Source organism: Streptomyces sp. NPDC058701, from assembly GCF_042715295.1.
In the GTDB taxonomy this organism is placed as follows: Bacteria; Actinomycetota; Actinomycetes; order Streptomycetales; family Streptomycetaceae; genus Streptomyces.
This window is the reverse complement of sequence record NZ_JBHXSY010000012.1, coordinates 70,547-93,889: the sequence shown is the minus strand read 5'-3', so window position 1 is coordinate 93,889 and position 23,343 is coordinate 70,547. Positions and strand designations below refer to the sequence as shown.

Sequence of the window (23,343 nt, the reverse complement as noted above, 5' to 3'; positions counted from 1 at the left end):
CCCACCTGAAGGGAGGCCGGGCGCCGCCGTGTCCCCGGCCCGGCGGGCCGCCGGTCGTCATGCCGACGGTCGCACTGCCGGGTGGGGGCCGGTGAGGGGCTCGGTGGGCATGCCAGGCCGGGGACGCCGGGGGCCGCGGTGGCCGACGGGGCGTCCCCTGTGGTCGTGGGGCGGCCCGTGACCCGGGCCGCGGCCCCGTGGCCGCGTTCCGGGTCGTCCAGGCCGATCTCAGGGCAGGTCGCGGGGGGTGCGGTGGCGGTGGAGGGCCGCGCGGAGCAGGGGGCGCTTCCACCAGGGGGAGCGGAGGCGGGTGACGCCCGAGCCGGTCAGGCGGAGGCGCCGGACGGTGACGGACTGGGCCGAGGTGAACTCGCGGATGCCCTCCTCGCCGTGCACCCGGCCGAACCCGCTGGCGCCGTTCCCGCCGAACGGCAGCGCGGCGATCCCGCCGAAGGTCAGCACACCGTTCACCGAGACCATGCCGGCCCGCAGCCGCGCGGCCACGCCCTCATCCGCCGACGCGGAGAACACCGCCGCGCCCAGGGCTTGCGGGACGCTGTTGGACAGCCTGATGCCCTCGTCCAGATCGCGTACGACGCGCAGCACGGCCAGCGGGCCGAAGGTCTCCTCATGGACCGCCGGGCGGTCCTGCGCCACACCCGTGAGGACGACCGGATCGATCACGCCCGGCGCCCGGAACGAGCCGTTGCCCCCGAAGAGGAACCTGCCGCCGTGGTCGACGGCGTCCTCCACATGCCGCCGGACCACCGCCTCCTGCGCGGGCGTCGTCAACGCCCCGTAGTGCTCGCCGGCCCGGACCGGGTCCAGTTCGCGGGTCAGGGCGGCGATGAACGCCTCGCTCACGGGCTCGGCCACGAAGATCCGCTCGACCCCGGCACAGGTCTGCCCGGCGTGCGAGAACGCCCCCCAGGCGGCGGCGCGGGCGGCCGCCTCCACATCGGCGTCCTCCGCCACGATCAGGGCGTCGTTGCCCCCGCACTCCAGCACCACCGGGGTCAGGGACTCGGCGCAGGCCGCCATGACCGCCTGGCCGGTACGCGTGGAACCGGTGAACGCGATCTTGTCCGTGCCCGCTCGGCACAGCGCCGCGCCCGCCTCGCCCGCGCCCGGCAGGACCTGAAGGACGGCGCCGGACCCCGGATTGGCCCGTTCGAACGCCTCGGCCAGGGCCCGGCCGGTGTCCGGCGTGTACTCGCTGGGCTTGAACACCACCGTGTTGCCCGCGGCCAGGGCCCCGGCCAGCACCCCGAGCGGCGTCAGTGCCGGATAGTTCCACGGCCCGATCACCCCGACGACCCCGAGCGGCCGCCGTACGACCACCGCCCGGTGCTCGACGGCCAGCAACCCCGGAGCCACCCGGCGGGGGCGCATCACGCGCTCCGCGTGCCGGGCGGTCCAGGACACGTGCTCGAGCCCCACGACGAGTTCGAGCTCCGCGTCGCCGGCCGGCTTGCCCGTCTCGCGGCAGATGGTGGCGACGATCCCGGCCCGGGCACGGGCCAGTTCGGCGGCCCAACGCCTGAGCTGGTGTTCCCGCTCGCGGAACGACAGGGCGCTCCAGCCCTCAGCCGCCTCGCGGGCTCGGGTGACGAGCAGGGGGACAGGGAGTGCGGTCATGGTCACTTCAGCTCCGGAGCCGTAGGGGCTGGACGTGGACGATCCCCGGGCGCCGCCCCCGTGATCGGCGGCACCGGGGAGGGGCAAGAGCTCCGGACGGGCCGCGGGGCCCGGCCGGTCAGTGGTCGCGCAGCAGACTGCCGTGACCGTGCAGCGTATCGAGGCAGCCGTTGTCCCGCAGGGCCATCCACCAGGTCGCCGCGTTGATGGCGATCACCGGCAGGCCCAGCCACCGTTCGGCCTCGTCGGCCAGCCGCACCATCGAGAGGTTGGTGCCGCACTGCACGATGGCGTCGACGCCCGGCAGCCGCGCCAGCTCCTTCAGCGCCTCGCGCAGTTCCTCCTCGGCCACATGGGCGATGGAGACGGCCGTCGGACAGCGGAGCCCCTTGATGCCGGCCACCTCGAAGCCCAGCTCGGTGAAGAACCGGTCCACGTTGGCGTCGCCCACCGGCTGGTACGGGGTCACCACCGCGATCCGCCGCGCCCCGAACAGGCGCAGCGCCCGCTCGCACGCCTCGGCGCCGGTGGCCACCTGAAGGCCGGTGATCTCGTGGATCTGCCGGACGAACTCCCTGTTGCCCTCCACGCCTCCCCAGAACGTCTCCGCGCTCATCCCCATGACCATGTAGTCGGGCTCGCAGGTCAGGACGCGCTCGCAGGCCGCGCCCATCTCCGCGCGGATCTGCTCCAGCAGCCGCTCCATGCCCGCGTCCTGGTCCATGTTCTGGTCGCGGATGTGGATGCGCGAGAAGTGTGCCGTGACGCCGGGCACGCCCATCCGGTAGAAGTCGGGTTCCACGATGGTGTTGGTGCTGGGGGCGATGACGCCGAACTTGCGCCGCCAGCCGAGACTGTCCGTCAACTCAGGCCGCCGATCCACTGGGGGTGGGTGAGGGGGACACGCGGCGGTAGCGCCGCACCAGCCGCCACGCCGCGAACAGGAACGCCGCCTGGGTGGCGGTGTTGGCCGACTGCTCGATCCATTGCAGCGCCACGGTCTGGTCGGGGCGTGCCGCCAGCGGCCCCAGGGCGTACATGCCGGTGAGCCACAGGCCGCCGGCCGCCGCGGCGGGGATGTCCCCCTGGGTGCGGGCCAGCAGGATCAGCCGGACCCCCACCAGGGTGACGGCCGCGATGGTCAGTACCAGCGAGGGGGCGGTCGACCGCAGGGCCAGCCCGGCCGCGCCCACGGCCGCCCACAGGGCCGCCCAGGCCCACAGCGGCGGACGCCGGCGGTTCTCCGGGCCGGGGCCGCCCTCCGGGTTCAGGGCCGGCAGCGCGTAGGCGAGCAGCAGGAAGCCCGCCGACAGGGTGGGAAAGAGGGCCTTGTTCATGAGGACGATGTCCGGGCCGTCCAGGGCGACGATCAGCTTCCAGGCCGCCTTGGACAGCCCGCCGAGGAACACCAGGGCCGCGCCGGCCGTCCCGGCCCGGCCCCGGCCGGCGCCGAACCGCCGCAGCGGCGAGGTCAGCAGGGCGGCTCCCGCACCGGTGAGGACGACGGGGACGAAGTCCTCGACGGCGAGGGACAGCGGGTAGTCGAGGGCCGCGCTCACGAGGCGGCTCCCCGGCCCGGTCCGCCCGCCGCACCCGCCGCGCCCGGCCCGTCCGGCCCGTCCGGCCCGTCCGGCAGATGGTCGGGGAGTACGGAGCGCTTGCGGAAGCCGGCCGTCGCGAAGCGGGCTGCGGCCTTGCGGCGGGTCAGCCAGGCGACCCGGCCGCCGTTCGAGGTGCGGTCGGCCAGGACCTGGTCCGCGAGCCACGGAGCGACCGTCTCGACGCGGTCGGCGAGGATGTTCAGTACCTTCCGCACCTTCGCGTACTCGCTCGGGGTGTAGTCGTGCAGCAGCAGGCCGGTGACCACGATGCCCGGGGACAGCAGCGCCGCCCTGACGTCGGGGGCCCCGCCGGCCCGCTCGGCCTCGAGGTCGGCGGCCAGGCCCGCGGTCAGATAGGTGACCGCGCGCTTGGAGGAGCCGTACACGCTCAGACCGGGCATGACCCGGCCGTCCGAGCCGAAGCCCTCCATGTTCCACAGCCGGCCGTGGCCCTGCACCAGGAACCCCTTCGCGGCGACGGCGCTGCCGTTGACCACACCGCCGAGGTTGGCCGCGAGGACCGAGTCCGCGTCCCCCGCGTCCAGGCCCCACAGGGGCTTGCGCGCGGTGGTCGCCCCCGCGTTGTTGATCCAGATGTCCACCGAACCGAACGCCTCCGCGGCGGCCGTCCACAGTGCGGCGACCTGGGCGCGGTCGGTCACGTCCGTGACCCGCCCGATGGCGTTCGATCCGCCCTGGAGTTCCCTGAGGGCCGCCTCCACGCCGGCCGCGTCCCGGCCGCACAGGGCGACCTTGCAGCCCCGGTCCAGGAAGGCGCGCGCCAGTCCGCGCCCGATGCCGCGGGTGCCGCCGGTGATCACCACGCTCCGGGTCATGACGCGGCCTCCCAGGTGAGGACGCCGTGCAGGACCGCGTCGAGCCGGTTGCCCCCGAACAGCTCGTAGGCGACGGCCAGCCGGCCGCCCGACGCCATCGCGGCCCGCGCGTCCAGGGAGTACTCCCGGCCCCGGACGCGGTGCACGTCGCCGCGGGTGAAGTGCCACAGCGGGAAGTTGGCGCGGCCGAACGCCTGGGCGTTGCCCCAGGCGTCGGGCCCCTCCCAGAACTCGCGGGTGCCGTCCCGGCGCCGTACCACCGTGAACGCGCGGTCCAGTCCGGCGCCGCTCCAGCTGACCCGGTGTTCGGCCCGCAGCAGGTCCAGCGGCCGCACGGCGACCTCCACGTCCACCTGACCGAGCGGCTTCTGGTCCGCGCTCCACAGCTCGCAGGAGCCGGTGAAGCTGCCGTTCTGCTTGGTGGGCAGGATCCACGGGACGGGCCCGGCCCGGGTCTCGGCCGCCACGTGCTCGGCGACCTGCGCCTGGGCGGTCTCGTCGGTGTCGTGGTCGGTGGTGCGGATGTAGAGGCCGTTGAAGCAGCCGATGACCGTCCAGCCCTGGTGGAGCACCGAGGAGTACACCTGGGTGTGTCCGCCGGGCAGTACGTGGTTCCACGTGTTCAGGGCCACCTGCCAGCCGGGCCCGTAGTAGTGGGCGTCCACGAAGGCCCCGTACGGCTGGCCGCTGCCGTGGAAGTCGGGGCCGGTGTAGAGGCGGTTGTCGTCCGCGTCGCTCACCGAGAAGGCGAACGGGGCGGCCAGCTGGAAGCGGCCCGCGAGCGGGCCGCCCTGCTGGAGTCCGCCGTCCATCCGGTAGACGGTCTCGCCGTCGGTGAAGGAGGAGGACCGCCTGATGTCCTCGTAGCCGCACCAGGTCCCCTGGGCGTCGAACAGCGAGGGACGGCCGTGCCACTCGCCCGCGATCCGCCGCTGCCACTCACTGGGGCCGGCGGCAGGGCTCTCGGCGGCGCCGTCGGCGGGCTCGTCGGGGAGGTCGGCGGCGCTCATGCCTCGACCGCCTCGTCCGGCACCCCGGTGATCAGCAGCTGCCGCAGCCGGTCCGTGGTGGCCGTACCCAGCAGCCGGTCCACCTGGGACCAGACCGGATCGATCTCCCGGCTGAACAGCGCCTCGCGCAGCTTCCGGTCGCGGGCCGGCCCGTCACCCCCCTTGGCCTCCCCGGCCGCGTCGGCGGGGAAGGAGCGGGTGAGCGCCAGCCAGTGCTCCAGATAGTGCTCCGCGATCGGGGTGATCGCGCCCAAGGCCGCCTCGTCGGCGCGGTGTACGAGCATCCACGGGGACATCACGGACCGCTGGCGGGGGCTGATCGCCGCCGGAGCGAGCCCGGGTATCTCCGAGGCCCGCGCGAACGCGCCGGTCAGCGGGGTGAAGACACCGTCGGCGTAGGCGGGGTTCACCGCCAGGTCGACCCGCGGGATCAGGTCCAGGTGGAAGGCGTAACCGCCGCCCGCTTGAACGGAGTCGAGGGTGAAGTGCGGCAGTGGCGAGTCGGGGGCGCCGAAGGCGAACACCATATGGCTGTCCAGGCCGAAGGCGGGCACGACCAGGGAGATCGCGACCACCGAGTCGACGCCCCGGCCGGCGCCGCCCCGGAACCAGCGGACGGAGCCCACCGGATCGGGCGCGCCCGGAGAGGTCAACTCGGCCCACGGACAGCGGTGTTCCACCAGCTCGGCCGAGGTGATCAGGGAGTCCAGGATGGTTGCCGACAGCCGCGCGGCCGGGGTCGGGTCACTGCCCGCCGCCCCGGGGGACGGTTCTGTGGACGAGGTCATGCGCTACTCCTTCTCGGGGGACGGGGACTGCGCCTCGTCCTGCGTCTCGTCGGCGCTCGGGTGGAAGCCCTGGGCCTTCTGCTCCCAGGCTCGGGCCAGCTCCGGGACGGCACGCCGCCCGGGGGAGGAGATCACGGTGGCGCTGCGCGCCGGGACGTCGCCGACGATGCGGTCCGCGTCGCTCACGGCCCATCCCTTCGCCGCGAGTTCCTGGCGGCGCCGGCGGTAGGCGACCGAGATCATGTCGGAGCGCAGGTGGAGCTCCGCCGCGAGGTCGGCCGGCAGTAGCTCGGGCCGGGTGCCGTCCACCACCGGGGCGTCCTGGTCGAAGATGCTCAGGACCCGCTTGCGGGCGTTGGCGTCCGCCCAGTCGCCGGTGAAGAAGTCACGCAGAGCCACCCACTTCACCAGCGTGGTGGTCTCGTCGATCGGGATGTTGGTGTCGTAGATGATCATGTTGCCGAGCGGCAGCCGCACATGCAGTTTGATCATGTTGGGGAGCATCCACCCGGCGGTGGTCACCACCGGCGGACGGTCCTCGTTCCGCGACTTCCGGTCCGTGTACAGCTTGGCCCACAGGCCCTTGGCCACCGGCGGGTGGAGCGCCACCGTGGCGAACGCCGACCACTCGTCGGGCTGTTCGACCGTGTACTCCTCCACGTCCGGCCGGTCCGGGTTGCCGAACGCCCCCGCGTGCACGAAGGGGGTGTGCGCGATGTCGCAACCGTTCTCCAGGATCCGCTCGTAGTTGGAGTTCCACAGGTACTCGCCGGTGACGGCCTTGAACCGGCCGCCGTTCCGCACCAGGTCCTCGAACTCGGGCCAGAGCGGGATCGGCGGCCGCTCCTCCTCGGGCAGATCACCCATGAACACCCAGACGAACCCGTACTTCTCCTGCACCGGGTACGAGTCGACGCGGGCCTTCCGCGGGATGCCCCGGCCGGGTTGGTTGGCCGGGATGCTGGTGCAGGCGCCCTCCGGGTCGAACCGCCAGCCGTGGTACGGGCACACCACGCAGTCGTCCTTCAGCGTGCCCATGGAGAGGGCCGCCCCGCGGTGGGCGCACAGGTCGGACAGGGCGACCGGTTTGCCGGCTCCCGTCCGGTACAGGACGAGGGACTGGCCGAGGCAGACGATCTTGAGGGGTTTGCGCGTGACGCGGTCGGCGAACTCGACCGCGTACCAGAAATTCTTCAGCATCGGTGAGGGACCTCGACTCCTAGCGGTTCAGCGGGGAAGGAAGGCGGATTTCAGCGGCGGAGGACCGAGAGCAGTCCGGGGTGCGGCGGGGTCAGGAGCGCGCCGTAGGCGGCGCTCTCGGCGCTGGCGGTGCCGGGGGCGGCTTCGGAGGCTCCACCGGTCAGGCGGGCGGTGCAGAACGCCGCCACCAGGGCGCCGATCACCTCGCGCGCCGTGTCCCCTGAGCCCGCGGGTTCCTCCAGGAAGGCCCGGGCGCTGGTCGGGTCGACGGGGTCGCAGACGGCGAAGTGGCCCGCGCCGGCCACCCGTACCCAGGCGTGCTCCCCGCCGTTGTCGGTCAGCGCCTCCCGGAACGTGAGCTCCACCGGGTCCGCGGGGGCCTCGGCGGCCGCCGGGTCCGCTCCCGCGGCCGGGGCCGCCGCGTAGCGGTCCGCGCTCCCCGTGATCACCCCATCGTGCTCCCCGGAGATGAGGAGGACGGGGGCGGTGGTGGAGACCGGCAGGGCGGTGCCCGGGGGATGCCCGAGGAACGCCGCGACCCGCGTGTGGGCTCCGTACGTGAACACGCCCCGGAGGCCCGGCACATGGCCGGCGGACTGCAGGGCCACGGTGCCGCCGGCCGAGTGCCCGCCGATCACCACGCGTCGTAGGTCCATCAGCCCGGCCGGCGGGCTGCCGGAGGGCAGGGCGGCGAGGGCCGAGAGCACGGCGCCGATCAGCGGGGTGGTCGCCCGGGTCCCGTAGACCCCGGGGGCCACCGCCCCGAGATCGATGCCCGGGGTGACCCCGTGACTGCCGCCGAAGAGTTCGCCGACCAGTTCGGCCGTCACCGTGACCAGGCCCCGGCCGGCCAGCAGGACGGCCAGCCAGCGGTAGGAGTCGGCAGGTACGTTGACCCCCGGCAGCAGGACGACGACCGGGAACGGCGCGTGGCCGGCGTCGGCCGGTATGACGCCGGTCAGGCGTTCGGCATCGGAGCCGGTCGGCCGCGCGGGGTAGAAGACGCGCAGGTGGGCCGTGTCGAAGGGTTCGTTCAGCCCCGGGACTCGGCAGGCCCCCCAGAGGGAACGGACCTCGGTCACGAGGGCCTCGGCAGGGCCCGGTCGCCGCCCCACAGGGCCCGTACCAGTCTGTCGGTGGTCCGCTCCCCGAAGAAGCGGACGCCCATGATGTTGGCGGGGTCGCGTTCGACGATGTTGCGGCGGATGTTCAGGTCCGCTTCGGCGAGCGCCTTCCGCTGCTTTGCCGGCACCTGCTCCGCCTCGTCGACCCAGCCGAGCCAGCGGTCGACGTGCTCGTGCATCAGCCGGCGGACCAGTTCGACGTGCTGCTCGTCCCGGGGCATCGAGTAGCAGTACGCGGTGGGGGAGAGGCTGCCCCGGATGAAGCCGGTGCGGCTGGTGAACCAGGAGAGGTCCTTGTACTCCTCGCGGACGGCCAGCCAGCGCTCCTCGGCGGGCGCGTAGTAGCGGTCGAAGTAGTCGGTGTCGGCGACCAGGCTGGTGCGGGGCACCGCGTCGATGTAGAACCAGCCGCCGGGCCAGCACAGCAGGGCCAGCCCGAGGTGCGGGACGCGGATGTGCGGGCCGAGCCAGAGGGTGAGGTGCAGGTTGACGAATCCCCTGGCCGGGTCCCCGACCCAGGAGTGGATCATCCAGTCGACCTCCGGGCCGGTGAAGCCGGCCAGCGAGCCGCGCGGGCCGTCGGCGCCGCCGAAGGACTGGAGTTCCTCGGTGGACGGGTCCCGGTGGAGTTCGAAGCGGGCGGCGACCTTGTTCTTCAGCTCCTCCAGCAGTTCCTGCCACTGCAGGAACGTCTCGGTGACGTCGGTGACCGGTGCCTGGTCCGCCATGTCCTGTACGGCCTTGAGTGTCTCCGGTGCTGACATGTCGCTCCTTCGCTTCACTTCGCGTGGAAGCCGTATGGGTTCAGTGCGCCGAAGGTGCGGCGGCGCCGTGCGGAGCCACCAGGGCGCCCGCGAGCCGCCAGGGGCGGCTGTCGACCAGGTCCGTGCCGCGGGAGACGAGCCGCTTGCCCGCCTCACGGGGCCGGATCGCGGCGAGGCTGAGCCCCGGGCCCGCCTCGCTGGTGGCGGGGGTGCTGATGGTGCCGTCGAACGGGGCCTCGCGGGACCGCCACAGGCCGAACTCGACGGGCAGTGCGTGGAAGGCGCCCGCGCCGTGGCCGGCGACCACCAGGTTCATCCGGTTCTCGGCCGCCCGCTCGGGCAGTCCGAGGCCGCGCTCCCAGGGCTCGACCCCGGTGTGGCAGACGGCGACGGTGTCGACGCCCTGGAGGACCGCCAGCCGGAAGGTCTCCGGATGGATGGCGTCGTCGCCGACCACGACGGCCAGCCGGCCCCACGGGGTGTCATGGGTGAGCAGGGCCTCGGCCCGCCCCCCCAGGGCCCAGGCCCGGTTGCGGGCGCTGTCGTGCAGCTGGTGCTGTACGAGGACGGGGCCGTCGGCGCCGAGCAGTACTCCCGCGTGGCCGGAGGACAGGGGGAGGGTGCAGGCGAGCAGGGCCGGGGTGCCGGACAGGGCCTCTTGGAGCGTCCGCCGCACCGCCTCGGAGTCCGGCAGGCCGGGGGAGAGCGCCTGGGGGCCCGGCCGCGGAGCCGGTTCCGGGCGGATGCCTCCCGGGTGCCAGAACAGCTCCGGCAGCACGATCAGGCAGGCCCCCTGCCCGGCGGCCTCCCGGACCAGCGCCGCCGCGTGCCGCACGGCCTCGGGGCCTTGGCCGTCCGGCCTGATGACCGCCGCCCGGACCTCCGCCGCCCGCTCGCCCGCGAAGGCCGGGGCGGGTGCGGGCGCTGCGGCGATCGGCCCGTACAGCTCGGGCCGGCGGACGGCGAACACGTCGGTGCCGTCCGCCCGTCGCTTGTCGGCCGCCGCCGAGGGGCGGATGTCCGCGGTGACCACGGCCTCCCCGTGCCGGGGGGCCCTGGCGACCACGGTGCCGTCGGGCGCCACGATCTGGCTCTCGCCCGCCCCGTCGAGGGCCTCGGGCGGCACCCCCATGCCGGCGCTGATCTCGCCGATCCGGTCGGCGGGCAGCAGCGGGCCGACCTTGTTGGCCGCGATCACCCAGACGCGGTTCTCCGCCGCCCGTACCGGGATGTGCAGCGAGGCCTCGTCCAGGGCGAAGGAGTTGAGGCTGTTGAGCAGGAGGTGGGCGCCGCGCAGCGCGAGCCCCCGGCACACCTCGTTGACGACGCCTTCCATACAGGAGTAAAGGCCGACGGGTCCCAGCGCGGTGTCCAGGACCGGCCCGGCCTCCGTGGCGGGGTCCAGGTGGTCGTTCTCACTGCCCATCAGTACCTGTTTGTCGGCGCTGCCCAGCAGGGCGCCGTCCGGGCCGTACAGCAGGCTCGCCGCGGTGATCCGCCGGGAGCCCTCGCGCCCGTCGGCGAGGGTGACATGGATCTTGACGTAGATGCCGTGGCGGGCGGCGCGCTCCGCGACCGGCCCGAGGAAGTCGTCACCCGGGCGGCACGCGGCGTCCAGGGCCTCCTGGCGGTCGTCGTACCAGGAGAGGTGATTGCAGAACTCCGGCAGGACCAGCAGAATCGCACCCCGCTCCGCGGCGGTGTCGATCATCCTCGTGCAGGCGGCCAGATTCGCCTTGCGGTCACGTCCCACCGCGAACTGGGCGGCGGCGACCCGAAAAGTGCGCCCTTCGTCCATTGTGCGCTCCATTGGTTCCCCTAGCGGAACAGTGTTTCCCGAACATACACTCAGTGCGGCCTCCTGCGACAGGGGTCGGTCCCACCGCCCTCAAGGAGTGAGTTCCGTGCTCGTACACGTGGTTCTGATGCGTTTCGACGACCCGTCACACGCCCCCGAGGCGGCCCGGCGGCTGCGCGGCCTCCTCGGCCGCGTCCCGGAGATCCGCGCCTTGGAGGTGGGGCTCGACCTCACCCGGTCCGAGGTCTCCTATGACCTGGTGCTGACCACCCGCCACGCGGACGCCGAGGAGCTCGCCGCGTACCAGAAGCACCCCGAACACCAGGCCCTGGGCGCCTGGTTGCGGCCCCTCCTGGTGGACCGGGCTGTCGTGGACCATCTGGTGCCGTGACCTGCCGTGACCTGCCGTGGCCGCAGGGGTTCAGTCCCGGGGGTAGGCGCCGGGGGCCATGCCGGTGCCGCCCGTCCGGAACGCGGCCGGCAGGTGGGCCAGGACCGGTTGGACGTACTCCATCAGGCCCTCCGGCCCGTACTCCCTCCCGTGCCCGCTGCGTTTGACACCGCCGAAGGCGGCCCGCAGCGCCATGCCCGTCCGGTTGTGCGTGTTGACGAAGCAGAAGCCGGAGTCGAGGCGCCCGGCCAGCGCGAACGCCCGGTCCTCGTCCGCCGACCAGACGGACGCGGCCAGGCCGAACGGGCCGGCGTTGACGCGGTCCACCAACTCGTCCACGTCCTCGTACGCGAGCACCGGGACCGCCGGCCCGAACTGCTCCTCGGCCACCAGCGGAGCGTCGTCCGACAGTCCCAGCACCAGCACCGGCCGGACGAAATGCCCGGCGGACAGGTCGGTGCCGGGCAGTACGGTCCCCAGCGCGACCGCCGCACCGCCCAGTCGGCCCGCCTCCGCCGTCAGGGCCCGGACCCGGTCCGCGGCCTCGGCCGAGATCACCGGGCCCACCGTGGTGCCGGGCAGCAGCGGGTCGCCCAGCCGCAACGACCGCCGCGCCGCCGCCACATAGCGCTCCACGAACCCGTCCAGACGCCCGCGCGGCACGTAGATCCGCTTGGCGGCCATGCACACCTGTCCGGCCGTCGCGAAACTCGCCAGGACCAGCCGCTCCATATCGGACTCGGTCGGCTCGGCGTCGTCCAGCAGGATCGCCGCGTCGTTCCCGCCGAGCTCCATCGTGGTCGGCGTGAGCGCCCCGGCCGCGGCCGCGCCGATCGCCCGGCCGGCCACCGGGCCGCCGGTGAAGGACACCTTGTGCACCCCCGGGTGCCCGGCGAGCCGCACGGCGGTGTCCGCGTGCCCGTGGCAGACCCGCACCACGTCCGGGGGCAGTTCCAGAGCCGCCTCGCCGAGGACCGCCGAAACGGCCAGCGGAGCCAGCGGCGAGGGCTTGACGACCAGGGTGTTGCCTGCGGCCAGCGCCGCGGCGAGCTTCACCACGGTCAGGATCACCGGCGCGTTCCACGGGGTCAGCGCGGCCACCACCCCGTACGGCCGGTACCGGCGCTCCAGCCGGCCCTCCGCGTCGTCCACCGCGCGCCCCGACAGCAGAGCCGGCGAGTGCCGGGCGTACCAGCGCAGCACGGCGCAGGCGTACCCCACCTCGCCCCGGCAGTCCGCGACCGGCTTGCCGGACTCCCGGGCCAGGAGTACGGCCGTCCCCTCCGCGACCGCCTCCAGCCGCCCGGCGATCCGATCCAGCGCCGCGGCCCGCTCGGCCGCGTCCAGCCGGGCCCAGCCGGGCGCCGCTGCCCCGGCGGCCGCCACGGCCTCGTCGACCTCCTCCGGGGTGTGCCGGCGGACCCCGCCCACGACGACGCCCCGGCGCGCCGGGTTCTCGACCACGATGGTGCGCGTCGCGGTGCCCTGCGCCGACGGGTTCACCGCACACCGCGCAGGGAGTCCAGCATCGAGCTCCGCAGCAGGGACCGGCGCGCGGCCACCGGATCGGCGGCCGTCGCCCTCAGCTCGTCCAGCAACTCGGCGCGCAGCAGCGGGTCGCGGGTCCGCAGCCGCTCCCAGTTGCGGTGCGTCTCCACCCCCACGTAGCGCAGCGCGCAGGCCCGTCGCCGCTCGGCGCAGTCGGTCAGCTCGTCGTCGGATCCCTCGCCGGTGATGGCCCCGGCCAGGGCGCGGCCCATCAGCACCGCGTCATGGATCCCGCTGTTCATGCCCATGCCGCCCAGCGGGTTGTTCACATGCGCCGCGTCCCCGCAGAGCAGCACCCGGCCGACCCGGAAGGCCCCGGCCACCCGCTGGTGGACGTGGTAGAGGCTGGCATGCGCGATCTCCGGACCGCGTACGTCCAGGGTGATGTCCAGCAACCGCCTCGGCAGCCGCACCAGTTCCGCGGCGTCGGAGGTGCCGGTCGGGGTGGGGAGCAGCACCCTCCAGTGGTCGGGTGTGCGCAGCAGCACCATCCACTCGTCGGGATCCAGCACATAGGAGATCGGGGCCAGGTCGGGCAGGACGGCGGAGGGGTCCTCGTCCAGCGAGGCGACGAGGAACCGCTCCGGGTACGTCATCCCGGCGAACCCCGCATCGATGGCGTGCCGTACCGTCGAGTGGGCGCCGTCGGCCCCGATCAGCCAACTCCCGCCGACCCGGCCGCCGTCGGCGAGCAGTACCGAGACTCCGCCCGGGTCCTGCTCCACCCCGCTCACCGGGGAGCCGAACCGCACCTCTGTGCCGGCGAACCGGCCGAGCTCCGCCAGCAGCAGCGGGGTCAGCTTGTTCTGCTCGCACTGGAGCCGGAAGGGGTGGCCGGTGTCGTCCGCCAGCACGGCCAGGTCCAGGGTCGCCACCGGGCCGGTGTGTCGGTCCCGGTACTGGAAGGAGCCGGCCACCAGGCCGCGCGCCACCAGCGCCTGCGCCACGCCCAGTTCGGCCAGCATGTCCAGGGTCGGCGGGTGGAAGGTGGAGGCACGCGACTCCGCGGCCAGTTCCGCCCCGGACTCCAGCACGGTGACGGGCACACCGGCGCGGGCCAGGACCAGGGCGGCCGTCAGCCCGGCCGGGCCGGCGCCCGCCACGATCACCCGGTCGCCGCCGCTCACCGGGCGTCACCCCCGTCTGTCACGCCTTCTGCGTCCCCGTGCGCGGCCGGCGCCTGTTCCACGCCGGTCACCCGGCTGCCGGTGAAGTGCAGCAGGGTCTCGGCGCTGCCCTCGTCGACCAGGCCCGAGGCCCCCCAGGCCGGCCGCGGGGTGTCCATGTGCAGGCTCATCACCGAGGCTCCGTTGACCTTCACCTCGCCGGCCACGACCCGGTCGGCGACCCGCAGCCCCTCCGCCGGGTCCGCCGCGCACACGTACCCCTCCAGGCCGTATTCGGTGGAGTTGGCGAGATACAGCCCCTCCTCCACCTCGTCGTAGGTGTGCACCGCCGCCACTGGGCCGAACAGCTCCTGCCGGGTTGCCGTTTCCGGAGCGCCGGTGACCAGGACCGGCGCCAAGTGGTTCCCCCGCTCGGGCACCTCGGTCCAGGAGTGGGCCTTGGCACCTGCCGCGGTCAGCGACCGCACCGCGTACGCCAGCGCCGACCGGTGCCGTGAGTGCGCGAGCGGCCCGAACCCGGTGCCGGGGTCCAGCGGATCGCCCGCGGTGAGCGCCGCGAGCCGCTGCCCGGCGGCGTCCAGCACCTCGGCGGCGAGCGAGGCCGGCACGATCAGCCGGCCCAGCGCCCTGCACCACTGCCCGTTGAGCGAGGTCAGCAGCTCGGCCGCCATCCGGCCCGCCACCTCGGGATCCGCTCCCGGCAGCACCAACAGCGGGTTGTTGCCGCCTAGTTCCAGCTGTACGGGCTTCAGCGCCTGCCCGCAGGCCCCGCCGATCGCGCGTCCCGCGGCGGTCCCGCCGGTGAAGGACACCACGCGGATCCGGTCGTCCGCCACCAGACGGGCCCCGGCCGGCGCGTCCCCGTGGACCAGCTGGAGAACGGCCGCCGGAGCGCCCGCCCGGGCCAGCCCGCGGGCCGCCGCCGCCACCAGCAGCTGCGTCCCGTACGGCGCGAGCTCGGGGGCCTTGATCACCACCGGGCAGCCGGCGGCCAGCGCACTGGCCGCCTTGTGCGCCGACATCGGAGCCGGCGCGTTGTACGGCACCACGCACAGGGCGGGACCCAGTGCCACCCGCCGCACCAGCACCGGGCGCCCGCCCGGCCCCGGCAGGCTGCGCGACAGCAGCCCGCCGCGCAGCTGTGCCGCGGCGATCCGGAACGCCCCGGCCAGGATCAGCCCCAGCCCGGTCGTCTGCGCCAGCGGCACGCCGGTGGCGAAGGACTCGGCGGCCACGATCGCGTCGCGGGCGCCATCGACCTCCTCCGCCGCGCTCTCCAGGGCCCGGGCACGGCCCTCCGTGCCCGACGCGGCCCACGCTCCGGACGCGTGGACGGCCGCCGCGGCCGCCAGGGCCGCCTCCAGCCGCTGGTCCGAACTCCCCAGCGCGGGGCGGACCCTGGCGCCGGTGTCGGGGTTCTCCAGGTGGAAGCCGAGCTGGACGCCGCATTCCTGCCAGCTGCCGGCGACGAGGTCGCTCGTGGCCGGCAGGGCGTCCTGGACGCCGGTCACCGGCCCTCTCCGAGGGTGGCGAACAGCGCGTTCTCCTGGGCCTCGGTGGCGATCTTCGCCACCTCCAGACGGCCCCGTTCGGCGGGGAACGTCATCACCAGTCCCATGGCGAGGTCGCGCAAGGTGCGCCCGATCAGCCCGTCCAGGCTGGCCTCGGAGGTCCCGGACGCCTTCAGCGCGCCCAGCGCGACCGCGAAACACGCCTCGGTGACGGCGCCCTTGCCGAGCCGCCACTGGCTGAACACCTCGGCCTTGGGCCTGATCGGAGGCTCGGAGGTCTCCAGTTCGAGCTGGCGGCGCAGCCACTGGTAGGCCGTCTCCAGCTGCTGGGTCATGTCTCCGATGAGCACCTGGTGCATCGGGGAGGAGGCGATCGGCCGGCCGGTGTCGGCGAAGGTCTTCCTGGTCAGCGTGGCCAGGGCGTGGTCGTAGACGGCCTGCGCGGCGCCGGTGTACACGGCGGCGATGGCGAGCTGGTTGCCGACGAAGCTGCCGCGGCTGACCTGGAGCATCCGGGTGAACGCGCCCGGCACGGCGAGCGCGTCCTCGTCGGCGACGAAGACCTGGTCGAGCCGGATGCCGTGGTTGGCGCTGCCCCGCATCCCGAGGCCGTTCCACGGTTCGCGGGAGGACACCCCGGCGGACTCGCGCCGTACCAGGAACAGAGCCAGCCCGTCCGCCGTCAGGGTCTTCTCCAGCCGGGCGGTGACGAGGTACACGTCGGCGACGCCGGTCGCGCAGCCGAAGGACTTCTCGCCGGACAGGACCCATCCGCCCTCCGCCCGTACGGCGGTGGTGGCGATGGAGATGTTCGCCCCGGCGCTCTTGACGGACTCGCTGGCGAAGTTCCCCAGCCAGGAACCGCCGGCCATCGTGGTCAGCACCCGCTCGGCGAACGCGGTGACGGCCGGCACCTCGTCCTCCTCGAACAGACCCACCCGCACGGCCTCCAGGGGCAGCAGGCCGCGGGAGGCGCTGGTGTTGTGGAAGAAGAAGGCGAGGGCGGTCGAGGGGCAGGCCGTGCCCATGGCGTAGGTGGCGGCCGCGAGGTCGCGCAGGGTGCCGCCGAGCCCGCCGTACCGGTCGGGCACGACGAGTCCGAGCAGACCCGCCTCGCGGAGCAGCCGGGTGTGCCCGACGGGGAACGCCGCGTCGCGGTCGGCCTCGGCGGCCGCCTTCCGGAGGTCGGGCAGGACGGATTCGACGCGCTCGGCCCGGGCCCGCTCGGCCGGGGTCAAGCGGTCGACGAGCCGCTCGCCCGTGAGCTGGTGCGTGGTCATCTGTGGCAACTCCTTACTGGGGTTCCTGGGAGCCGGAGGCGGCCGTGCGTGCGGGGGAGCGGTGCCACGCCGGGGAGGGCTCGCGCAGCATCAGGTCGAGTTCGGTGCGCAGGGCGCGCAGGGCGGGGACGTCCACGGGGGTCTCGATCCCCATCCGGGAGCAGAGCAGCACCAGCCGTTCGCTCGCCAGCAGGCTTCCGTGGCCGCCCAGCGAGGTGTCGAAGAGCCGGACTCCGCTCTTCATCGCGGTCAGGGCGTTCACCAGGCCCAGTCCGTGATGGTCGCGCAGGGAGAGCCTCAGCGGTACGGTCCCGGCCTCGTGGACGGCGTCCTGGAGGAGCCGGCGCAGGGCGGTCGGGGAAGCGCCCTCGTCGTGCTCGGTGTCCGGGGGCTCCTCCAGGACGATCTCGCCGCAGCCCGCCGTCCCCAGCCGCTGCACGGTCTGCAGGGTCGCCCTGGCCAGGGCGGGGTGCAGGGCGTCGCGGATACGGATGACCACGGCGGGTTCGGGCCCGCCCGGCCCGCCGGCGCCGCGGACGGCCTCGGCCATCCGGGAGGCCGCCTGTCCGTCGCCGTCGGCGGTGATCGTGAACTCGATGACGGGGATGCCCGCTTGGGCGGCGGCCAGGGCCGAGGTGATGTCGGCCGCGTGGAACGAGCAGGCGCCCAGGCCGTCTTGGGGGATCCGCGGCCGCGCCAGGCGCACCCGCACCCCGGCCCGCCGCAGGGCGTCCGCCAGCCGTCCGGCCGGCCCGGTCCCGCTGTCCGGGTCGCCGTCGTGGTCCCGGTCGAGGTCGCCTGCCGGGTCGGTGCCGTCGATCGCGCCGGCCGTCTCGACCATGTCGCTCGCGCCGGTCAGCGCGATGTCGGCGAGCTCGACCCGCTCCGGGAGGGGGTCGGCGAGCTGCCCCCAGGACCGGGAGTGGAAAAGCAGCGGCGAGGTGATGCGGGGTACCCCCGCCGCCACCACCTCGCCCAGGAAGATGCTGTGGTCGCCGCCCGGATAGCGTTGCCGTACCCGGCAGTCGACCCAGGCCGCCGAGTCGGTGAGGACCGGGCTGCCGGTGGCGCCGGGAAGCCAGTCACCGGACGCGAACCGGTCGGCGACCCCCGGTTCCATCCCCGCGAACCTGCGGCCCAGCGTCAGATGGTCCCGCCCCAGGATGTTGACGGCGAACACGCCGTTGCGTATCAGGAGGTCGTGGGAACGGATCCGCCGGTCCAGACACACCAGCACCAACGGCGGTGTGAGGCTGACACTGCTGAATGAGCTGGCCGTCATGCCGTGCCAGCCGTCCTCGCCGGCCGTGGTGACGATGCCAACGCCGCTCGGCCATCTGGACAGCACCTGACGGAAGGTCGTTTCGTCGATGACGGTGGTCATCGCACCCCCGCTGCCTAATGTTTCCTCCAGTGGAACACTGTCTCCATCAGCGTAACGAGCTGCCTGTTGGGGTGTCAACGAATCCGGCCGTCCGGGGCGGCTGTTTCCCATGGGGAAATTACCGTTATGCTTCCGTCAAGTCGGGGAAGGCCGCCCATACCGCCCCCCGAGCCGATCGGCCAGGAGGACACCTGTGACTGAGGAGACGAGCAGTAGCCGGTCCATCGCGGCCGTGGAGCGCGCCATGGACGTGCTGTTGATGTTCGGCAGGCATTCGCGGCCCGATCTCGGAGTCACCGAGATCGCCCAGGAGCTCGAGATCACCAAGGCCGCCGTGCACCGCATCCTCACCGCCCTGCGGAACCGCGACCTGATCATCACCGACCCGGTCACCCGCCGGTACGCCCTCGGGCCCGCCGCCATCTCGCTGGGCCGCGCCTACCTCGCCCGCACGGATCTCCGCGTCCTCGCCGCACCGGAGCTGCGCCGGCTCGCCGCCCAGTGCGGCGAGACCGCCACCCTCTCCATCCGGCGCGGTGACACCCGGCTCTACGTCGACCAGGTCGTGCCCGACCAGGAACTGCGCATGGAGGTGGCCCTCGGGATCCCGCTGCCGCTGCACGCCGGCAGTTCCTCCAAGGCGTTCCTGGCCTTCCTGTCCGAATCCGAGATCGACACCTATCTGTCGCGGCACCCGCTGGACGCCGTCACCGACCGCACCATCACCGACCCCGACCGGATGCGCAAGGAGCTCGCCGCCATCAAACGCCGCGGGTACGCCACCTCCGTGGGGGAGCGGCAGACCGGTTCGGCCTCGCTGGCGGCACCCGTCTTCGGCCACGACGGCCACATCATCGCCGTACTCAGCGTGGCCGGCCCGCAGTCCCGGTTCAAGCCGCGGCTGGCCGAGTGCGCGCCCCTGCTGATGGACAGCGTGGGGCGGCTCTCGGCGGAGTTCGGGTACCGCCCGGGTCTGCGCTGAGCGGCTCCGCCGCCGGCTACAGGTCGGCGTAGGGCTTGAAGACGCCCAGGGCCGCGGCGGACAGGACGCAGGTCCAGATCCCCAGTACATAGGGGACACAGCCGTCGACGGCCCGCTTCAGCGAGTCCTCCACCTTCCCGCCGGTGCCCGCGCGGGCCAGCTCCCCGAACGCCGCGCCGAACGGCCGCAGGGTCAGGCGTATCGCCAGGCCGCAGGCGATGGCCGTGGCGTACAGGATCACCTTGGCCCCCAGCCAGAGCGGATTGGTGGTGACGCCGAAGGGCTCGGTGACCACCAGGGTGTAGACGCCGAGGCCCAGCAGGACGGCGGTGAGCCCGACCCGCAGCGACCAGTCCAGCTTGCGGACCCAGGGGTGCTTGCCGGGGTGGTGGTGGTCGCGGACGGTCAGCCACAGCCAGAACCCGGCGAACACCCAAGTGGCGCTCGCGGTCCAGACGTTGAGCAACCCGGCGCCGTGCGGTTCGACGGCCATCAGGGTGACGCCGCTGGGGAGGATCAGCACCAGGCAGATCTTCGGGCCCAGGTCGAGGACGCTCATGATGGACAGTGCGGTGGAGCGGGCCTCGAAGGGCAGCCCGGACTTGAGGACGTACCTGCTGGAGGCGTACACGCCCAGGTCGCCGCCCAGCCAGAAGACGAACAGGACGAGGTGGAGCAGGATCCACCAGCCGTGCGGATGTGCGCCCATGGCCCTACTGCCCCTCTCCGCCGACGGTGCCGGGGAAGGGGTCCGATCGGCCCAGCAGGGCGGGGACCGAGATGCCGAGCACCTCGCCCAGCCAGGTCCCGGTGGCGGCGGCGGACTCCAGGTCGATGCCGGTGTCCATGCCCATCCGGTGCAGCAGGTAGACGAGGTCCTCGGTGGCGATGTTCCCGGTGGCGGCCGGCGCGAAGGGGCAGCCGCCGATCCCGCCGAGGGAGGAGTCCAGCCAGGCGGCTCCGGTGGCGGCCGCCGCCACCGCGTTCGCGTAGCCGGTGTTGCGGGTGTTGTGGAAGTGGCAGCGCAGGGCCACGTCCGGCGCCTCGGCCCGTACCGCTTCCAGTAGCCGGGTCACCACGTCCGGGGCGCCGACCCCGATGGTGTCGGCGAGGACGATCTCCTCGGCGCCCGTCGTCACCCCCCGCCGGACCAGTTCGAGGACCCGCGACTCGGCGATCTCGCCCTCGAAGGGACAGCCGAAGGCCGCGGCGATGGTCAGTGAGCGACCGATCCCCTCCCGGTGGGCCAGCGCGGAGACCTGCTCCCACGTGCGCATCGACTCCTCCGTGCCCACGCCCTGGTTGCGCCGGGAGAAGGTGTCGCTGGCGACCAGTGCGTAGTTGATCTCGTGCACCCCGCTCTCGGAAGCCCGTTCCATACCGCGTGTGTTGAGCACCAGACCGCTGTAGCGCACCCCGTCCGGCCGCGTGAGCAGCGCCATGACCTCCTCGGCGCCGGCCATCTGCGGCACCCGTCCGGGGTGCACGAAGGCGACCGCCTCCACGCGCCGGGCGCCCGCCCGTACGGCCCGTTCGATCAGTACGGCCCGCTCCTGGGGCGACAGGGCACGTGATTCGTTCTGCAGTCCGTCGCGCGGAGCCACTTCCACCACGCCCGGACCCGAAGGCGGTGATACCGCCGGGGAGTTGTCCATGCGCGTATTCTGCCGCCTCGATTCCTCTAGCGAAACAGCGTTTCCCAAAACTACACTCGCGGCATGAGTGGACCCCTCTCCGACATCCGTGTCATCGAGACCGGCACCCTGCTTGCCGGTCCCTTCTGCGGCCAGCTCCTCGGCGACCACGGTGCCGAGATCATCAAGCTCGAAGACCCCGGACGGGGCGACCCGATGCGCCAGTGGGGCCGCGAGCGCCCCTACGGCAAATCCCTGTGGTGGCCCGTCGTGGCCCGCAACAAGATGTCCGTCACCTGCAACCTCCGAACGGAACGGGGCCAGGAACTGGTGCGCGAACTGGTCGCCCAGGCCGACGTCCTGGTGGAGAACTTCCGCCCCGGCACCCTCGAACGCTGGGGCCTGGGCTTCGAGGAACTCGCCGCCGTCAACCCCCGGCTCGTGATGGTCCGGGTCACCGGCTACGGGCAGTCCGGCCCCTACGCCCCGCGGGCCGGCTTCGGCTCCATCGGTGAGGCCATGGGCGGTATCCGGCACATCACCGGCGAGCCGGACCGGCCGCCGTCCCGCGCCGGGATCTCCCTCGGCGACGCCCTGGCCGGGACCATGGCCGCCTACGGCGCCGTGATGGCCCTGCACGCCAGGGAACGCACCGGCGCCGGACAGGTCGTGGACTCCGCGCTCTACGAGGCCGTCCTCGCCTACATGGAGTCCCTGCTGCCCGAGTGGGAGATCGGCGGATACCAGCGCGAACGCACCGGCCCGGTCCTCCCCAACGTCGCCCCCAGCAACGTCTATCCGACCGCCGACGGCGCGGCCGTACTGATCGCCGCCAACCAGGACACCGTCTTCCGGCGGCTCACCGAGGTCATGGATCGCCCCGACCTCGCCGAGGACCCCAAGTACGCCACCCACGGCGCGCGCGGCGCCCACCAGAGCGAGCTGGACGACATCGTCACCACCTGGACCGCCGGCCACGAGGCCCAGGCCCTGCTCGCCGCCCTGCACCGGGCGGGCGTCCCGGCCGGCAAGACCTTCACCGCCTCCGACATGCTCACCGACCCGCACTTCGCCGCCCGCGAGGCCATCGTCCGTCTCCCGCACCCCGACTTCGGCGAGATCCCCATGCAGAACGTGGTCCCCAAGCTCTCCGCCACCCCCGGCGGGGTCCGCTGGGCCGGTCCCGAGCTCGGCGCCCACAACGACGAGGTGTACGGCGGCCTCCTCGGACTCGGCGCGGAGCAGCTGGAGAAACTCACCGCGGACGGAGTGATCTGAGGTGGCGGAGGAGCCGCCGGCCCCGGCGCCGCAGGCCGGGGAGCTGCTGGCCGATGACTACCGGGCCGCCGGGTTCGGCGGCCGCATCGGGTGGGGCGAGCATCCCGCGCTCCTCCTCGTCGACCCCGTCGAGGCGTACGCGGCGGCCGACAGCCGGCTCTACCTCGACACCGCGGCCGCGGCCCTGGAGGCGATGGCCCGGCTGGCACGGGCCGCCCGCCGCTCCGAGTTCCCGGTGATCTTCACCGCGGTCCACTACGAAGGCGAACCGGCCGTGGACGCACCGCACTTCGCCCGGAAGGTGCCCGGCCTGGGCGCCTTCCGGGTGGGCAGCGAACACGCCGCCTTCACCCGGATCTGTCCACCGGAACCGGGCGAGGTGGTCATCCACAAGCACTACCCCAGCGCCTTCTTCCAGACCAGGCTGCGCGATGTGCTGCGCGTCCTGGGCGTGGACACCCTCGTCATCGCCGGGTTCTCCACCAGCGGCTGCGTCCGCGCCACCACCCTGGACGCCCTCCAGCACGGGCTGCGCCCGATCGTGGTGCGCGAGGCGGTCGCCGACCGGGACCCCGGACCGCACGAGGGAAACCTCTTCGACCTCGACTCCAAGTACGCCGACGTGGTCGATGTCGGTACGGCCTGCCGACGCCTGGGAGAGCCGCCGCACCCCGGCCCCAGGGGCTGAACACGGACGAACGCGAAGGAGGCCGCCCCCGGCGAGACCGGGGGGCGGCCTCCTCTTCGCCTGTTCACTACCGCTGGTACTGCTGTCAGTGCGGGGTGCTGCGGCGCCGCATCAGGACCAGGGTGCAGCCGCCGAGCAGGAACGCCGTGCCGCCCACCAGGGTGGTCACCGCCAGCCCGTCGGTGGAGCCCGTCTGCGGCAGCGTGTCCGTACCGCCACCGCCGGTACCCGGACCACCCGCCGTACCCGACCCGCCGCTGCCGCCCGAGCCGCCGGTGGTGGCGGGCGGGGGGTTGCCCGCCGGGGGCGTCGTCGGTGTGCCGCCGCCGGCGCCGACGGTCAGCGGGACCTCCACGAGCTCCTTCGTCGCGGAGATCGACACCGCGATGACGCAGTTCCCGGCCTTGGCCGGGCAGTCGGCTCCGCCCGCCTTGGCCTTGATGGTGATCTGGGCGGTGGTCGCGTCGGTCGCCGCGCTGTGCCACACCCCCGCCGCGTCGGTCTTGCCGATGATCGACGCGTCCGGAGAGGTCTCACAGTCCGTCGGGCCGGCCGGCTTGGGCTTGCACAGCCCGAGGGGCACGAACCCCTGGTTGGGGCTCAACCCCTTCGCGGACACCGTGACCTTGTCCCCGACCGCGAGCCCGGTCGACTTGCTGACCGTGAGGGTGCCCGCTCCCACGGCGGGTACCGCCGCCCCGAGTGCGATCACCGCGGAGCAGCAGACAGCCGCCCCGTACCGGTGCCTTCTTCGTGATGCC

Annotated in this window: 22 protein-coding genes; 4 read left to right on the top strand and 18 right to left on the bottom strand. The window is 73.6% G+C overall.

All coding sequences use genetic code 11. The features are described from left to right. Positions 1–228: 228 nt before the first annotated feature. The 10 genes from ACFWW8_RS15745 to ACFWW8_RS15700 all read right to left on the bottom strand — a co-directional run bounded on the left by ACFWW8_RS15745 (position 229) and on the right by ACFWW8_RS15700 (position 10,759). Positions 229–1,638: an aldehyde dehydrogenase family protein gene (locus ACFWW8_RS15745; protein ID WP_386528765.1), complete on the bottom strand. Its 1,410-nt coding sequence runs from the start codon at positions 1,636–1,638 to the stop codon at positions 229–231. Positions 1,639–1,756: 118 nt separating this feature from the next. After that, entirely contained in the window at positions 1,757–2,503 is a 747-nt protein-coding gene (locus ACFWW8_RS15740; RefSeq protein WP_386528762.1) for an arylmalonate decarboxylase, read from the bottom strand. A 1-nt stretch (position 2,504) separates the two neighbouring features. Continuing rightward, entirely contained in the window at positions 2,505–3,197 is a 693-nt protein-coding gene (locus tag ACFWW8_RS15735) for a hypothetical protein (RefSeq protein WP_386528759.1), read from the bottom strand. Beyond that, the gene (locus ACFWW8_RS15730) at positions 3,194–4,075 is read right to left on the bottom strand and encodes an SDR family NAD(P)-dependent oxidoreductase (protein WP_386528757.1); all 882 of its coding nucleotides are present in this window, start codon (positions 4,073–4,075) and stop codon (positions 3,194–3,196) included. The genes ACFWW8_RS15735 and ACFWW8_RS15730 overlap by 4 nt, the downstream gene beginning before the upstream one ends. Next, the gene (locus tag ACFWW8_RS15725) at positions 4,072–5,085 is read right to left on the bottom strand and encodes a hypothetical protein (RefSeq protein ID WP_386528754.1); all 1,014 of its coding nucleotides are present in this window, start codon (positions 5,083–5,085) and stop codon (positions 4,072–4,074) included. The genes ACFWW8_RS15730 and ACFWW8_RS15725 overlap by 4 nt, the downstream gene beginning before the upstream one ends. Next, a complete protein-coding gene (locus ACFWW8_RS15720; protein WP_386528751.1) occupies positions 5,082–5,873 on the bottom strand; it encodes a hypothetical protein in 792 nt (263 codons plus the stop codon). The genes ACFWW8_RS15725 and ACFWW8_RS15720 overlap by 4 nt, the downstream gene beginning before the upstream one ends. 3 nt (positions 5,874–5,876) lie before the next feature. Further along, positions 5,877–7,073, bottom strand: a complete 1,197-nt coding sequence (locus tag ACFWW8_RS15715) for a Rieske 2Fe-2S domain-containing protein (RefSeq protein WP_386528749.1) — start codon at positions 7,071–7,073, stop codon at positions 5,877–5,879. 50 nt (positions 7,074–7,123) lie between these two features. After that, on the bottom strand, positions 7,124–8,155 hold the full coding sequence (locus ACFWW8_RS15710) for a hypothetical protein (protein WP_386528746.1): 1,032 nt from the start codon (positions 8,153–8,155) through the stop codon (positions 7,124–7,126). Beyond that, entirely contained in the window at positions 8,152–8,961 is an 810-nt protein-coding gene (locus ACFWW8_RS15705) for a hypothetical protein (protein WP_386528744.1), read from the bottom strand. The genes ACFWW8_RS15710 and ACFWW8_RS15705 overlap by 4 nt, the downstream gene beginning before the upstream one ends. Before the next feature lie 40 nt (positions 8,962–9,001). Next, a complete protein-coding gene (locus tag ACFWW8_RS15700; RefSeq protein ID WP_386528741.1) occupies positions 9,002–10,759 on the bottom strand; it encodes a nitrilase-related carbon-nitrogen hydrolase in 1,758 nt (585 codons plus the stop codon). A gap of 106 nt (positions 10,760–10,865) precedes the next feature. Here ACFWW8_RS15700 and ACFWW8_RS15695 point away from each other — a divergent pair, with 106 nt between their 5' ends. After that, positions 10,866–11,150, top strand: coding sequence for a Dabb family protein (locus ACFWW8_RS15695; RefSeq protein ID WP_386528739.1), 285 nt, complete (start codon positions 10,866–10,868; stop codon positions 11,148–11,150). A gap of 30 nt (positions 11,151–11,180) precedes the next feature. Here the strand turns inward: ACFWW8_RS15695 and ACFWW8_RS15690 are convergent, their stop codons facing one another. Genes ACFWW8_RS15690 through ACFWW8_RS15670 form a run of 5 tightly spaced genes read right to left on the bottom strand, consistent with a single transcriptional unit; the run spans position 11,181 to position 18,000 of the window. After that, complete coding sequence (locus ACFWW8_RS15690) at positions 11,181–12,653, bottom strand: aldehyde dehydrogenase family protein (RefSeq protein WP_386528738.1); 1,473 nt, start codon at positions 12,651–12,653, stop codon at positions 11,181–11,183. Continuing rightward, a complete protein-coding gene (locus ACFWW8_RS15685) occupies positions 12,650–13,825 on the bottom strand; it encodes an FAD-dependent oxidoreductase (RefSeq protein WP_386528736.1) in 1,176 nt (391 codons plus the stop codon). The genes ACFWW8_RS15690 and ACFWW8_RS15685 overlap by 4 nt, the downstream gene beginning before the upstream one ends. After that, a complete protein-coding gene (locus tag ACFWW8_RS15680) occupies positions 13,822–15,336 on the bottom strand; it encodes an aldehyde dehydrogenase family protein (protein WP_386528734.1) in 1,515 nt (504 codons plus the stop codon). The genes ACFWW8_RS15685 and ACFWW8_RS15680 overlap by 4 nt, the downstream gene beginning before the upstream one ends. Next, positions 15,333–16,616, bottom strand: a complete 1,284-nt coding sequence (locus tag ACFWW8_RS15675; RefSeq protein WP_386528732.1) for an acyl-CoA dehydrogenase family protein — start codon at positions 16,614–16,616, stop codon at positions 15,333–15,335. Before ACFWW8_RS15675 ends, ACFWW8_RS15680 begins: the two co-directional genes overlap by 4 nt. Before the next feature lie 13 nt (positions 16,617–16,629). Then, entirely contained in the window at positions 16,630–18,000 is a 1,371-nt protein-coding gene (locus tag ACFWW8_RS15670; RefSeq protein WP_386528729.1) for a flavin reductase, read from the bottom strand. Between the two features lie 193 nt (positions 18,001–18,193). Here ACFWW8_RS15670 and ACFWW8_RS15665 point away from each other — a divergent pair, with 193 nt between their 5' ends. Continuing rightward, positions 18,194–18,982: an IclR family transcriptional regulator gene (locus ACFWW8_RS15665; protein ID WP_386528726.1), complete on the top strand. Its 789-nt coding sequence runs from the start codon at positions 18,194–18,196 to the stop codon at positions 18,980–18,982. Positions 18,983–18,998: 16 nt separating this feature from the next. Here ACFWW8_RS15665 and ACFWW8_RS15660 read toward each other — a convergent pair whose 3' ends face one another. Together ACFWW8_RS15660 and ACFWW8_RS15655 are read right to left on the bottom strand one after the other, a co-directional pair. After that, positions 18,999–19,691 carry a hypothetical protein gene (locus tag ACFWW8_RS15660; RefSeq protein ID WP_386528723.1) on the bottom strand — a complete coding sequence of 231 codons (693 nt, stop codon included), beginning with the start codon at positions 19,689–19,691 and terminating at the stop codon, positions 18,999–19,001. A 4-nt stretch (positions 19,692–19,695) separates the two neighbouring features. Next, complete coding sequence (locus tag ACFWW8_RS15655) at positions 19,696–20,637, bottom strand: hydroxymethylglutaryl-CoA lyase (RefSeq protein ID WP_386528720.1); 942 nt, start codon at positions 20,635–20,637, stop codon at positions 19,696–19,698. 63 nt (positions 20,638–20,700) lie between these two features. Here ACFWW8_RS15655 and ACFWW8_RS15650 point away from each other — a divergent pair, with 63 nt between their 5' ends. After that, the gene (locus ACFWW8_RS15650) at positions 20,701–21,894 is read left to right on the top strand and encodes a CaiB/BaiF CoA transferase family protein (protein WP_386528717.1); all 1,194 of its coding nucleotides are present in this window, start codon (positions 20,701–20,703) and stop codon (positions 21,892–21,894) included. Between the two features lies 1 nt (position 21,895). Then, on the top strand, positions 21,896–22,582 hold the full coding sequence (locus ACFWW8_RS15645) for an isochorismatase family protein (RefSeq protein WP_386528714.1): 687 nt from the start codon (positions 21,896–21,898) through the stop codon (positions 22,580–22,582). Positions 22,583–22,667: 85 nt separating this feature from the next. Here ACFWW8_RS15645 and ACFWW8_RS15640 read toward each other — a convergent pair whose 3' ends face one another. Beyond that, positions 22,668–23,294, bottom strand: a complete 627-nt coding sequence (locus tag ACFWW8_RS15640; RefSeq protein ID WP_386528712.1) for a neocarzinostatin apoprotein domain-containing protein — start codon at positions 23,292–23,294, stop codon at positions 22,668–22,670. Positions 23,295–23,343 lie beyond the last annotated feature (49 nt).

Excerpts from the sequence above, each read along its gene's own strand:
- ACFWW8_RS15705 (WP_386528744.1), bottom strand. The coding sequence starts at position 8,961 with ATGTCAGCACCGGAGACACTCAAGGCCGTACAGGACATGGCGGACCAG.
- ACFWW8_RS15725 (WP_386528754.1), bottom strand. The coding sequence starts at position 5,085 with ATGAGCGCCGCCGACCTCCCCGACGAGCCCGCCGACGGCGCCGCCGAG.
- ACFWW8_RS15730 (WP_386528757.1), bottom strand. The coding sequence starts at position 4,075 with ATGACCCGGAGCGTGGTGATCACCGGCGGCACCCGCGGCATCGGGCGC.
- ACFWW8_RS15715 (WP_386528749.1), bottom strand. The coding sequence starts at position 7,073 with ATGCTGAAGAATTTCTGGTACGCGGTCGAGTTCGCCGACCGCGTCACG.
- ACFWW8_RS15650 (WP_386528717.1), top strand. The coding sequence starts at position 20,701 with ATGAGTGGACCCCTCTCCGACATCCGTGTCATCGAGACCGGCACCCTG.
- ACFWW8_RS15660 (WP_386528723.1), bottom strand. The coding sequence starts at position 19,691 with ATGGGCGCACATCCGCACGGCTGGTGGATCCTGCTCCACCTCGTCCTG.
- ACFWW8_RS15670 (WP_386528729.1), bottom strand. The coding sequence starts at position 18,000 with ATGACCACCGTCATCGACGAAACGACCTTCCGTCAGGTGCTGTCCAGA.
- ACFWW8_RS15700 (WP_386528741.1), bottom strand. The coding sequence starts at position 10,759 with ATGGACGAAGGGCGCACTTTTCGGGTCGCCGCCGCCCAGTTCGCGGTG.
- ACFWW8_RS15675 (WP_386528732.1), bottom strand. The coding sequence starts at position 16,616 with ATGACCACGCACCAGCTCACGGGCGAGCGGCTCGTCGACCGCTTGACC.
- ACFWW8_RS15655 (WP_386528720.1), bottom strand. The coding sequence starts at position 20,637 with ATGGACAACTCCCCGGCGGTATCACCGCCTTCGGGTCCGGGCGTGGTG.
- ACFWW8_RS15720 (WP_386528751.1), bottom strand. The coding sequence starts at position 5,873 with ATGACCTCGTCCACAGAACCGTCCCCCGGGGCGGCGGGCAGTGACCCG.
- ACFWW8_RS15745 (WP_386528765.1), bottom strand. The coding sequence starts at position 1,638 with ATGACCGCACTCCCTGTCCCCCTGCTCGTCACCCGAGCCCGCGAGGCG.